Consider the following 12,747-nt stretch of genomic DNA (forward strand, 5'->3'; position numbering starts at 1 on the left):
CACGACATCAAGCAAGAGGGAGGAACCATGGAACTCGGTCTCAACGGCCTGCGCGTGCTGATCACGGCGGGCGCCGGCGGCATCGGCCTCGAAGTGGCCCGCGCTTTCGCGGAGGAGGGCGCCCGCATCCATGTCTGCGACGTCGACGAGCCCGCTCTCGCCGCCCTTCGGGCCTCGCACCCGGCGATCACGCAGAGCCGCACGGATGTCGCCGACCGGGGAGCCGTCGCCGCCCTCTTCGCCGATGCGCAGGCCGCGCTCGGGGGGCTCGACGTGCTCGTCAACAATGCCGGCATCGCCGGCCCCACGGGCCGCGTCGACGAGATCAACGTCGAGGACTGGGACCGCACGATCGAGGTCTGCCTGACGAGCCAGTTCAACTGCGCCCGGCTCGCCGTGCCGCTGCTCAAGCAATCGAAGAACCCCTCGATCGTGAACCTGTCCTCGGCGGCCGGAAAGTTCGGCTTCGCTCTCCGGAGCCCCTATGCGGCCGCGAAATGGGGCGTGATCGGTTTCACGAAGTCGCTCGCCCGCGAACTCGGCGAGTTCGGCATCCGCGTGAACGCGATCCTGCCCGGCGCCGTCGCCGGCGACCGTCAGCGCCGCGTGATGGAGGCGAAGGCGCAGCAACTCGGCATCCCCTTCGCCGAGATGGAGACGCGCGTCCTCGCCAACGGCTCGATCAAGGAATACGTGACCGCGCGACAGCTCGCCGACCAGATCCTGTTCATCTGCTCGGAGCGCGGCCGCACCATCTCCGGCCAGGCCCTCTCGATCGACAGCGACCTCCAGGCGCTGTTCTGAGGGGGCGGGTCACTCAACCCGAAGCCCGGAATCCTTCACGATCGCGCCCCAGCGCTCGTGCTCGCCGCGCAGGAACCCCGGGAGATCCTTCGGGGCGTCGACGAATGTCCGCACCCCGATCTTGTTCAGTCTTTCGACGATATCGGGGGCGTTCATGACCTTCGTGATGGCGGCGCCCAGCCGGGCGATCCGCTCGGGCGGGGTCTTGGCGGGGGCGACGACCATCAGCCAGGGCGCGAAACTGAAGCCGGGATAGCCGAGTTCGGCGATCGTCGGCGTGTCGGGGAAGGCGGCCAGCCGCTTGTCGGTGGCAACGGCCAGAAGCGTCAGCTGCCTGTCGCGGATGAAGGGCTCGGTGACGGTGACCGTGTCGATCGCCACGTCGACCATGCCGGCGATGAGGTCGGTCAGCGCGGGCACGCTGCCGCGATAGGGCACATGGAGCATGGAGGTGCCCGAGAGCTTCTTCAACGTCTCCATGCTGAGATGCGACAGGGTCCCGCTGCCGGACGAGGGGAAGGTGATCTTCCCCGGATTGGCTTTTGCCCGCGCGATCAGGTCCGGCAGGGACGTCAGCCGACGCGAGGGGTTGGCGACCATGAGCATCGGCAGGTCCACCACGAGTGCGACCGGCGCGAAATCCGTGAGGCTGTCATAGCCGACCGTCTTGTAGAGATGCGGATTGACCGCCAACGAGGCGAGGGGCGCGAGAACCAATGTCGAGCCATCGGGCGCGGCGCGAGCGAGGGCCCCGAGGGCGATGCTGCCGCCCTGGCCCGGGCGGTTCTCGACGATGACGTTCTCTTGGAGTTCGGGGCCGAGGCGCTCCGCGATCAGGCGTGCGACGATATCGGTGGTCTGCCCGGCGGGGAAGCCGACGACGATCCGTGAGAGGTCGGCCGCGTGCGCGGATGTCGCGCTCCCGATCAGCCAGACGATCAGAATAAGAACCCGCATGTTTTCCTCCCTCTGATTTTTTTGTTCTGCTTAGATTATCTGTTTTTCTCCGAGAGCCCTCTGCTCCTCTGCCGAAAGGCCGAGTTCCGCATAGACCTCTCCGTTATGCTGGCCGAGCGAGGGGCCGGCATGCCGGATCGAGCAGGGCGCCTCCGAGAAGCGCGGCACGATGCATTGCATGCGCACGGGGCCCAATTCGTCGTCCGGAACGCTGACGATGGCCTCGCGCGCTCTGAATTGCGGGTCGGCGAAGACGTCGGCCGCATCGTAGATCGGAGAGAAGCCGACCTCGTGGGCATGAAGACGATCGCGCAACTCCTCCAGCGTCAGGCGCTCGATCGCGCCCTGCACGATCGCGTCGAGGGCGCGGTTGTTGCGGACGCGCGAAGGGTTGTCGGCGAAGCGCGGATCGCGCGGCAGCTCGTCGAGCCCGAGGGCGGCGCAGAGCCGGACGAAGATGCTCTGCGTGGAGGCCGCGATCGAGGCCCATTTGCCGTCCCGCGTCGCGTAGATGTTGCCGGGGGCGGCATATTGGCTGCGGTTCCCGGTGGCGGTTCTGGTCTGCCCGAGCTGGTCGTACTCGATGGCAAGGAACTCGAGCGTCCGCAGCATCGCCTCGGTGACCGAGCAGTCGATCTCCTGGCCGCGCAGGGACGGGTCGCCCTTGAGACGATACAGGTCCGCGAGGATGCCGAGCGCCCCGAACAGGCCTCCGACGGCATCCGAGATCGGGTAGCCGAGATGGAGCGGCACGCCATCCTCCTCGCCGCACATCCGTGTGAAGCCGCTCATCGCCTCGAAGATGCGAGCGAAGCCGGGGCGGTCGCGGTAAGGGCCGGTCTGGCCAAAGCCCGTCACGCGCAGGATCGTCAGGCGGGGATTGATGGCCTGGAGCCATTCCCGGGTGATGCCCCAGCGATCGAGCGTTCCGGTCCTGAAGTTCTCGACGAGGACGTCGTGGTTCGCGACGAGCCGGCCGAGCAGGTCCTTTCCCTCGGCCGTGCGCAGGTCGAGCGTGATGCAGCGCTTGTTGCGATTGGTGACCTTCCACCAGAGAGGGACCCCGTCCTTGTGCGGAGCGAGGCGACGGAGGGCGTCGCCGGTCCCCGGCTCCTCGATCTTGACGACGTCGGCGCCGAGGTCGGCGAGCAGGGTGGAGGAGAATGGGCCGGCGATGACGCTCGATGCGTCGATGATCTTCAGGCCGGCGAGCGGCCCCGTGGCGGATGGGCGGGCGAGGGGTGTCGACATGCGGGCATGATAGAAGCCGCCTCCGAATGCGATATTGTCATGCGAGCCATTTCAGAATTGCCAAAATGACATATCCGATCCTCGATCTCGCCCGGCTCAAAGCGTTCGTCGAGGTGGCCTCGCACGGCAGTTTCGCGCGCGCGGCCGCGACGCTCGGCACGGCGCAATCCGTGCTCAGCCGGCAGGTCTCGGCGCTGGAGCGCGATCTCGACGGGCGTCTCTTCGATCGGACCGGACGGGGCGTCGTCGTGACGGCGCTCGGCGAGAGGCTGCTGCCGCGCGGGCGGGCGCTGATCGCGGAGGCCGGCGCGTTCCGGGAGGCGAGCCGCAGCGGCCGGGAGGCGCCAAGCGGCGAAGTGACCCTCGGCGTCGTCCCCGTGGCGTCCCGGCGGCTGGTGGCGGCCGTCGTCGGCGCGGTGCGCGATCGGTATCCGGACATCCGCCTTCGGGCGATCGAGGCGTATAGCGGACAGGTCGAGGAGATGCTGGCCACGGAGAGGATCGAGATCGGGATCTTCAACCGTTACCGGGAGGCGCGCCTCCCGGGAGCCGACCTCCTGCTGCGCGGCGACATGCATGTCATCACCCGTACCGGACACCCTGCCGCCCTCGGAGCCGAGATCGCGCTGGGCGACTTGACGGGCGTTTCACTGGCGCTGCCGCTGCGTCCGAACAGCCTGACGAGCCTCCTGACCGGGCTTGCGGCCTCGCATCATCTCACGCTCGACATCCGGTTCGAGTCCGGCTCGACGTCGCTCACGCGCGAGGTTCTGCTGGCTTCGGACCTCGCGACGATCTCCGCCTATCACGTCTTCGCGGCCGAGATCGCGTCCGGCCAGGTCCGGGCGACCCGCATCGCCCATCCGGCCATCCGGCAGATGACGTGGATGTCGCTTGCGTCGCACCGCCCGCCCTCCGAGGCGACGCGTGCGGTCGCCGCCCTCTTCCGTCGGATGGCGGCCTCGCCGGAGCGCCTGCGTCCCGACGCCTGACAGCCACGACATCGCGCCGAAACAATGCGTCCCCAAGGAGCGAGCGACAGGAACGGGACCCCGTGCCGCCTTTGCAGCCTCTCGCGCCCGCCGTAAGCACTCTCTCCCGTCGGCCGGCCGAGCCGGGCCGTCCCTGAACCCGCGAGCAGGACCGGTGAGCCGTCAGCGCCTTCGCATCTTCATCTCTTCGCCCGGCGACGTGCAGGAGGAGCGGCTCCGCGCCCATCTCGTCGTGCAGAAGCTCGCACGCGACTATCAGCGCTTCTTCCGGATCGAGCCCTATCTCTGGGAATACGAGCCGATGCTCGCATCGGGCCATTTCCAGGACGCGATCGAGCCGCCCAGCCAATCCGACGTCATGGTGCTGGTCGTCTATTCGCGGCTCGGCACGCCGCTGCCGGAGCGGACGGCGGCGCGGGAATATCGCGGCCTCGACGGGCGGGCGCCCGTCACCGGTACGGAATGGGAATTCGAGGACGCGCTCGACGCCCACCGCAAGCTCGGGGCGCCGGACCTCCTCGCCTATCGCAAGCTCGGGGACCCGCAGACCTCGCTCGCCGATGCCGGCAAACGCGCCGAGCAGGAGCGGCAATGGCAGGCGCTGGAAGGCTTCTGGGCCCGCCATTTCGAGGGCGGCGGCGTCTTCCTCGCCGGAAGCGCCAAGTTCCAGACGCTCGAGGAGTTCGATTCCAAGCTCGAGACCGATCTCGTCCGCCTGATCGAGGGCAAGATCGCGCAGGGGCTGCGGGACGTCTCGGGCACCGACGAGGCGACCTGGCTCCAGGGCAGCCCGTTTCCGGGCCTCGCGGCCTATGATTTCGACGATGCGCCCGTCTTCTTCGGGCGGGACGCGCAGATCCGCGAGGCCTCGACGCGCCTCCAGGCGGCCGCGGATCACGGGACGGCGTTCCTCCTGATCCTCGGCGCCAGCGGTTCGGGAAAATCCTCGCTCGCCCGGGCGGGCCTCCTGCCGGCGCTCTTCGCCGCCAAGGCCGTGCCGGGCGTCGGCCTCTGGCGGCGCGTGATCCTGCGACCCGGGGAGGGAGGCGAGGATCCCGTGCTCGGCCTCGCCAAGGCCCTCGTCGCGGGTGATCCGGCCGCCGGGGAAGGGCTGCCCGAACTCCTCGCCTCCGGCGCGACGCCCGAGGCCCTGGCCTCGCATCTGCAGGCGGCGCCGGATGACCCGTCCTTCCCCTTCCGGCAGGCGCTGGCCGGCATCGCCGGCGAGGCGCGCTCGAAGCGGGGCCTCCTGCCGCACGAAGAGGCGCGCCTCGTCATCCTCGTCGACCAGCTCGAGGAGCTTCTGACCCGCGAGCTGGACCCGGAGCGCCGGGCGCTCTTCGTGCGCATCCTCGCGGGCCTTGCCCGCTCGGGCGTCGTCTGGGTGGTGGCGACCGTCCGCAACGACCTGTGGCACCGGGCGGCGGAGATCCCGGCGCTGGTGCAGCTGACGGAGGCCGGCGCCCGGCTCGACCTGCCGGTGCCCGGCGGGGCGGAGATCTTCGAGATCGTCCGCCGGCCCGCTGCCGCGGCCGGCATCGTCTTCGAGAAGGATCCCGAAAGCGGCGTCGGGCTCGACGCGGTGATCGCGCAGGCCGCCTCCGAGGAGCCCGGCGCGCTGCCCCTCCTCTCCGTGCTGCTGCGCTCGCTCTACGAGCGCGACATCGTCGAGGGCCATGGCCGCGCGCTGACCTTCGCCGGCTACCGGGCCCTCGGCGAACTCAAGGGCGCCATCGCCCGCCGCGCCGATCAGGCGCTCGAGGCGCTGAAGGGGAGCGATCCCGAGGCCGCGGCCGCCCTGCCGCGCGTGCTACGCGCCCTCGTCACGGCCGCCGGAGACGGCACGGCCACCGCCCGCGCCGCCCGGCTCGACGCTTTCGCGCCGGGCGGGCCCGAGGCGCGGCTCGTGGCGGCCCTGCTCGCGCCCGAAAACCGGCTCCTCGTCGCCTCCGAGCGGGACGGGGTCGCGGAGGTGCGGATCGCGCACGAGGCGCTGCTCGAGAACTGGCCGAGCGCGCGCGAGCAGATCGCGATCGACCGGCGCGACCTCCAGACCCGTGCGCGGCTCGAAACGCTGCAGCGCCGCTGGCAGGAGGCCGGCCCGGCCGAGCGCAAGACGGCGCTCCTGACATCCCTCAACCTCGCCGAGGGCACAGATCTCGTCCGGCGCTGGGGCATCGCGCCCGAGAGCTCGCTCGGCAGCTTCGTCGCGCAGTCCCAGGCGGCCGAATCCTGGCGTCGCCGCCGCTTCGCCGTCGCGGCCGGGATCGTCGCCGTCATCTTCGCCGGCATCGCCGCCCTCGCGAGCCTGCAATGGCGGCGCGCGGAGGAGCAGACGCTCGTCGCCCGAGCCGCCGAGGAGACGCAGCGCGAGGCGCGAGGCCAGGCCGACTCGGCCCGGCGCGAGGCCGAGCGCGAGCGCGACCGCGCCGATACCGAGCGCCAGCGCGCGCTGGAGGCGCTGAAGGAGGCCAAGCGCAACACGGCGCGCACCCTCGCCGCCCAGGCCGAACTCGCGGCGGGGCGGTCGGAGATCGGCCGCGCGCTCACCCTCGCCGTCGAGGCGGGGGAGACGGAGGCCGACATCCTCGCTGCCGGCGAGCGCGGGGCGAGCCATGTCGCGCTTCTGCGCGCCCTCGCCGACAAGCGGGCGGTGCTGCATCTCGACCGGCCGAAGGGCCAGGGTCACGTGATCCCGCACGACTTCTACGGCGAGGCCGCGATCGCCTATGCCGACATGAATCTCGGCATCTTCCTCACCGAACTGCCCTCGGGCCGTATCCGCCGGCTCGCCACGCTGCCGGAGGAGACGCTGCCGCTGCATGTGCGCGCCGCCGAGCCGCTCGGCCTCGTCGCGACGACGAGCGTCAAGAACCTGTTCGTCGTCGATGTCGCCAAGGCGTCCGTCCGCGCGCAGATCGGCTTCGAGGAGCGGATCGGGGCGCTCGAAATCCACCAGGGCAGCCGCACCGCGGCCCTCGGCACGGGAGCCGCGATCACCTTCGTCGATCTCGACAACCCCAAGAAGGGCGAACTGATCGCCGTCCCGGAGCCGAAGCCCGAATACCTCGTCGGCCAGGTCCGGTTCCTGCCCGGCGGCCGCAAGGTCCTCGTCACCTATGGGGCGACGATCTACGAATACGACCGCGATGCGAAGAGCTGGAGCGATCCGCTGCCCTTCGACCTGTCCGCCGAGACGACGGGGCTCACCCGCGACCTCTCGGACAAGATCGCCTCGCAGGCCATCGTGACGATGATCGAGCTGAGCCCCGATCCGCAGCGCGACCGCTTTCTCACCTATTCCAGCCTGCATCTGTCGGCCTTCCGGCGCGACGGGCGCCGCTACGATTACGACCGCGAGACGCTGGAGGGCGTGCTCTGGGCCGGCCTGAACGGGCCGGACAGCACGGGCGAGGCCATGGCGGTGCTGGGGCGGCGGAGCGAGGCGGGCTACGACCTGAAGGTCGTCTTCGTCTCCGAGGAGAAGAAGCCGCTCGTCTTCGACAGCTTCCGTGTCTCGGCGGCCGATCTCTCGAACGAGCAGCTCCAGGGCTGCAAGCTCTCGCGCGGCAACCGCTTCCTCGCCTGCCATTACAACGGCAAGGCGAGCCAGGGCCTCCATGTCTGGCACGTGGTCGGCGGCAAGCACCGGGATGCGCGGCTGGCCGGAGCGATGCTTCACCAATCGTCGGCCGCGTCCCTGCCGGACGGACGCCTTCTTGCGGGCGAGGGCGGCGGCCTCCGCCTCCTGCCCGGCGGCGAGCGGCCGCAGGGCAAGGTCGCCTGGGGCGACACCTGGCGGATCGGCGCCCCGGTCGGGGACTACGTTCCCGCCTCGGCGCCGGGTCAGGTCCAGGTGCTGCGGGTCTCGGGCGGCAAGGTCGAGACGGTGCTGCCGCCTCAGGCGGGGCGGGCCGTCGCCCTGACGCCGGGTCTCGACCGCGCGCTCGTCCTGAAGACGGACCAGATCGTGCTGCACGAATTGCCCTCGGGCCGGCAGCTCTTCGCCGTCCCGGGCCTCGCAGGGCTCGCCGCGGCAGGTGCGCGGGCCGATGGCAGCGAGATCGTCGCCGCGACGCGCGAGGCCGTCTACGCGATCGACGGGGCGAGCGGCCGCATCAAGGCCTCCTGGCCGATCCGGATGGCGGCGGGGAGCCTCGCGGCGGTCGATGCGGAGCGCCGCGTCGTCGTGTTCGCGGGCGTGAAAGAGCTCGAGGTTTTCGATCTCGCCTCGCGCGCGACCCGGCCGGCGGCGCCGGCGCTCGGCGAGGCGAAGGTCATCCACATCGCTTTGGCGCTCGATCGCGATCGGATCGTGCTCGCCCTTGACGGCGGGGCCGTGGTGGCTGTCGATGGGACGGGCCGGGCGGCCTGGGCGCTGAAGCCCGCCGCCGACGAGACCTTCGAGGTGAATGCCATGCCCGGCCAGAAGGCCCACGGCACCGTGCTCCAGCTCGCCGTGTCGGGGGGCGGGCGGCTCGCGATCGTCCGCCAGGACATGCCGCAGATCGACCTGCACGAGATCGAGACCGGCCAGTACCTGACCCAGCTCACGCCGCCATGGATGGCCGGCGTTCCGTCCCATGTCGGCTTCGGCCGGGAGGATCGGATCGCGAGTTCCTGGGCCTTGCACGCCATCGTGCGGGAGAAGCCCAACGCCGTCTCGCTGCACGCCCTTCCGCTGACGCGCCCCGAGGCGCTGGAGGCGGCGAAGTCCGCCTTGCGGACGCTCACCCCCCGCCTTCCCGACGGCTCGCCCCGTTCGGCCAAGACCCCCTGAGGCGGCGATGCTGCGTCTGTTCGGAGCCGGCTCCGGCGATCTCTCCCTCGGGCAGGAATGCCGCCTGCGCAATGCCGGGACGGTCGGCATCGTGGGGCGCAAGCTCGGCGCCGGAGGGCAGGGCGCCGTCTACATCGTGGATGTCGGCGGCCGCGAGCTCGCGCTGAAATGGTACCATCCGCATGTCGTCGACATCGACACGACGTTGCGGTCCCGGATCGAGCGCCTCGTCCAGGAGGGGCCGCCCGATAACCGCTTCCTGTTCCCCTTCGACCTCGTCACGGTCGAGGGGCGGCGGGAATTCGGCTACGTCATGCCGGTCGTCTCCTCGGACCGGCGGCCCTTCAGAGACATCCTCGCCCCGGCGCCGAAGCGGCTCGATCTCGGCCTCGAGGCGCGGGCGACCGCCTGTTACGAGATCGCCGATTCCTTCCAGCAGCTCCACACGCGCGGGCTCTGCTACCAGGACATCAATTTCGGCTCGTTCTTCATCGATCCGATCCGCGGCGGCATCCTCATCTGCGACGCCGACAACATCACCGTCGAGGGGCTGCAGGGCGGGGTGCTCGGTACGCCGAAATTCATGGCGCCCGAGATCGTGCGGCGGGAGACGATCCCCTCCTCGCGCACGGACCTCTACTCGATGGCCGTGCTGTTCTTCTACGCGCTCTTCCAATGGCATCCGCTGGAAGGGATGCGCGACGCGGCGGGCGGGCAGAAGACGCCGGACGAGGTCATGCGGCTCTACGGCCGCGACCCGCTCTTCATCTTCGATCCGCGCAGCAGTGACAACGCGCCCGTCCCCGGCGCGCATGACTGGGTCGTCGCGCGCTGGAAGGCGATGCCGGCTTCGCTGCGCGATCTCTTCACGCGCTCCTTCACGGACGGGCTCTGGAACCCGGACGCACGCGTCGTCGAGACCGAGTGGCGGGCGGCCATGGCGCGGCTGCGCGATGCCGTGACCCATTGCCCGACCTGCACCTTCGAGATCCCGCTCGACATGAGCGCGAGCGAGGCCCAGCCGCGCTGCCCGGTCTGCGCCACGGCCGTGCCGCGCCCGACGCGGATGACGCTCGGCCGCTATCTCGTCGCCATGCAGGCGGATCGCCGCCTCTTCGCACACCATGTCGAGCCGACGGCGCCGATCGCGATGCGGGACTCGGTGGCGGCGGTGGACAAGCATCCGACCGACGAGTCGATCCTCGGCCTCCGCAACCTCACCCAGGCGCCCTGGCGCGGCCGGACGAGCGGCGGCCAGCCCGTCACTATCGTGCCCGGGCGGACGGTGCGCATCATCGATGGGCTCGGGATCGATTTCGGCCGGCGCGAGGGCGTCGTCGCGGGGGCGGATCCGTCGGCGAGGAGCGCGGCGTGAGCGCGCCGGCCCTGAACCCGGTGCCCGCCGCCATGCCCGTGGCGGTCGGCGGGGTCTCCGTGCGCGGGACCTCGCACATCCTCGCCAACATGCCGAACCAGGACGCCCATGCGCATGAGCGCGACGGCGACTGGACCTATCTCGCCGTCGCCGATGGACACGGCTCCTCCCGGCACTATCGCAGCGACCGGGGATCGGCCTTCGCGGTCGCGACGGCGCTCCTCCTTCTCCGCCGCGCGGCGCGTGCGATCGAGGCCGGAGGGCATGGCTCGGTCCTCGCGACCGTCGCCGACGATCTCGTCGGAAGCTGGCGCGAGCGGGTCGAGGCGGATATCCGGCTCTGGCCGATCCCGGAGGCGCCGGGCTTCGACAGCCACGCCGTCTACGGCTCGACCTGCATCGCGGCCGCGATCGGGCCCGGCTGCTCCCTCTTCCTCCAGATCGGCGATGGCGACGTCCTCGCCTCCGCACCCGGCGGCGAGGTGGACCGGGTGGTGCCGCTCGATCCGCATCTCGTCGGCGCCGGGACCTATTCGCTGTGCCAGCCCGACGCCGTGGCGCGGGTGCATCTGCGGCTCTTCACGGCGCCGCATCCGCTGAGCGCGCCCGATTTCGTGATGGCCTCGACGGACGGGCTGTCGAAATCATACACGCGCGACGAGGATTTCCTGCTCGTCGCGCGGCATTTCCGCTCCTCGCTGCGCTCCCTCCCGCTCTCGCGCTTCCTGCGCGATCTCGAACCCTGGCTCGCCGAATGCTCGGGCCGGGGCAGCCGGGACGACGTCACCGTCGCCCTGTTTTCGGGGATGGCGTGATGCGGGGGGCCGTCTTGCCCACCGGCGGGCATCTGCCTTCCCTCCTCATGCTGAGGTGCCGGCGGCAAGCCGGCCTCGAAGCACGGACGGCCGTCGTGCGTCCTTCGAGGCCTCGCTTCGCGAGGCACCTCAGGATGAGGAAGAGCGAGACAAGCCATCCGCCGCGGTTCCTCCATCCAGGACATCGCGCGGCCTCGACCCCAACCCCGAATGAATCCCTTTGCCGGCTGCCGGCCCCCGCCTTAGAGCGATCGTGCAGGACCGTCCGCTCAACCCCTTTGCGAGGATCACTCTGATGGCCCAGATGCCGCCTCTGCCTCAGCAGCCGGACACGGGATTGACCGCGACGGAACTGATGCCGTTCCGCTCGAAGAAGATCAGTCTCCGCAAGAGCCGCGCGCTGATCCCCCTGATCGCGGTGGCGCTCACCTGCGTTCTGCTTTTTGTCCTGAAGTTCCAGATCAAGGACAAGGGCGACGTCGTCGCCTACATGAACGTCCTCGCGGCCTTCATGCTCTTCGCCATGTTCGCCACGGTCTATTTCTATTCCGGCGAACGCAAGAACATGCTGTGGTACCTGGTGCCGGCCTCCATCGTCATGTGGCAGTTGGATACGCGGGCAATACTCGGCGGCTTCATCTACGTCTTCCGGACGATCCTCCCGGGCGACATGAAGGGCGAGGGCTTCATCCCGAATTTCATCGGCATGTTCTTCGGAGCGGGCCTGATGGAAGAGCTGATGAAGGGGATCCCGATCCTCCTGGCACTGCTCCTCGCCTATTGGCTCAGGCGTTCGGGCAAGCCCGGCAACTTCCTCACGCGCAACCTCGCGCTTCAGGGCCCGCTCGACGGCCTCCTGATGGGCGTCGCGGCCGGGGCCGGCTTCATCGCCTTCGAGACGATGGCGCAATACGTGCCGATGGAAGCGGCCAAGGCGCGCGGCAACGAGGCGCTCGGCCTGCTCCACGCTCTGCTGCTGATGCTGCCGCGCGTGCTGAACGGCCTCGTCGGCCACATGGCCTATGCCGGCATCTTCGGCTATTTCATCGGGCTCGCGGTCACGCATCGCCGCTCGCTCTGGACGCTGCTCGCGATCGGCTGGGTCCTCCCGTCCGTGCTGCACGCCTTCTGGAACTCGTCCTACCACCTGATGGGGACCTGGGGCTTCTACGCCTCGGCCGGCCTGACGCTGTTCTTCTTCCTGGCCTGCCTGCTGAAGGCGAAGCAGCTCGAGGTCTCGCGGCTCGGTGGTCCGATCGGCGGCGGCTCGATCCTCGCCGCCTCGCCCGCGCCCGGCACCGCGCCGCTCGCTCCGGCCGGTGTCGTGCCTCCGCCGGCGCCGGGCGTCGCCGGCGTCTTCACCGGAATCGCGACCGCGGCCGAGAAGCTGGCCGGCGTCACCGCGCGGACGACCGTGCCCAATCCGGGTGCCGTTCCGGCCGACGCGGCGGGCGCCGTTCCCGCCGCCGCTCCGATGCCGGCGAGCGGGCTATCGATCGGCAACGGCGCGGCGCGCTATGCGCTGGCTCCGGACCAGTCGATCGACTTCTCCGCTTTGTTCGGCTCGGCCGGCGTGCCGCCGGGCTGCGCGGGCGTCATCGCCCAGGCGGCCGATGGCGGGCTCGACATCCGCAACACCGGCACGGCCTCCTGGGCCTTCACGACGCCCGACGGCGCGACGACCTCGGTGCAGCCGGGAGCCTCGCTCCGGCCGGTCGCAGGTTCGAAGCTGCTGCTCGGCTCGGCGACGATCGAGATCTCGGCCTATTGAGG

General features: G+C 70.4%; 8 protein-coding genes. 6 read left to right on the forward strand and 2 right to left on the reverse strand.

All coding sequences use genetic code 11. The annotated features are described in order from the left end of the window. Nucleotides 1-27: 27 nt before the first annotated feature. Complete coding sequence (locus tag EV668_RS06050) at nucleotides 28-804, forward strand: SDR family oxidoreductase (RefSeq protein ID WP_133768904.1); 777 nt, start codon at nucleotides 28-30, stop codon at nucleotides 802-804. Between the two features lie 9 nt (nucleotides 805-813). Here the strand turns inward: EV668_RS06050 and EV668_RS06055 are convergent, their stop codons facing one another. After that, nucleotides 814-1,761 (reverse strand): Bug family tripartite tricarboxylate transporter substrate binding protein, encoded by a 948-nt coding sequence (locus EV668_RS06055; RefSeq protein WP_133768905.1) that lies wholly within the window; start codon nucleotides 1,759-1,761, stop codon nucleotides 814-816. Between the two features lie 30 nt (nucleotides 1,762-1,791). Next, nucleotides 1,792-3,012 (reverse strand): CaiB/BaiF CoA transferase family protein, encoded by a 1,221-nt coding sequence (locus EV668_RS06060; RefSeq protein ID WP_133768906.1) that lies wholly within the window; start codon nucleotides 3,010-3,012, stop codon nucleotides 1,792-1,794. 65 nt (nucleotides 3,013-3,077) lie between these two features. Here EV668_RS06060 and EV668_RS06065 point away from each other — a divergent pair, with 65 nt between their 5' ends. The 5 genes from EV668_RS06065 to EV668_RS06085 all read left to right on the forward strand — a co-directional run bounded on the left by EV668_RS06065 (nucleotide 3,078) and on the right by EV668_RS06085 (nucleotide 12,745). Further along, nucleotides 3,078-4,004, forward strand: coding sequence for a LysR family transcriptional regulator (locus tag EV668_RS06065; RefSeq protein ID WP_166652357.1), 927 nt, complete (start codon nucleotides 3,078-3,080; stop codon nucleotides 4,002-4,004). 154 nt (nucleotides 4,005-4,158) lie between these two features. Next, nucleotides 4,159-8,784, forward strand: coding sequence for an nSTAND1 domain-containing NTPase (locus EV668_RS06070; RefSeq protein WP_133768908.1), 4,626 nt, complete (start codon nucleotides 4,159-4,161; stop codon nucleotides 8,782-8,784). Nucleotides 8,785-8,791: 7 nt separating this feature from the next. Then, a complete protein-coding gene (locus EV668_RS06075; protein ID WP_133768909.1) occupies nucleotides 8,792-10,159 on the forward strand; it encodes a protein kinase domain-containing protein in 1,368 nt (455 codons plus the stop codon). After that, nucleotides 10,156-10,974 (forward strand): PP2C family serine/threonine-protein phosphatase, encoded by an 819-nt coding sequence (locus EV668_RS06080; protein WP_133768910.1) that lies wholly within the window; start codon nucleotides 10,156-10,158, stop codon nucleotides 10,972-10,974. Before EV668_RS06075 ends, EV668_RS06080 begins: the two co-directional genes overlap by 4 nt. A 295-nt stretch (nucleotides 10,975-11,269) precedes the next feature. Then, complete coding sequence (locus EV668_RS06085; RefSeq protein WP_133768911.1) at nucleotides 11,270-12,745, forward strand: PrsW family intramembrane metalloprotease; 1,476 nt, start codon at nucleotides 11,270-11,272, stop codon at nucleotides 12,743-12,745. The last annotated feature ends 2 nt before the right edge of the window (nucleotides 12,746-12,747 follow it).

The organism is Enterovirga rhinocerotis, assembly GCF_004363955.1.
In the GTDB taxonomy this organism is placed as follows: Bacteria; Pseudomonadota; Alphaproteobacteria; order Rhizobiales; family Beijerinckiaceae; genus Enterovirga; species Enterovirga rhinocerotis.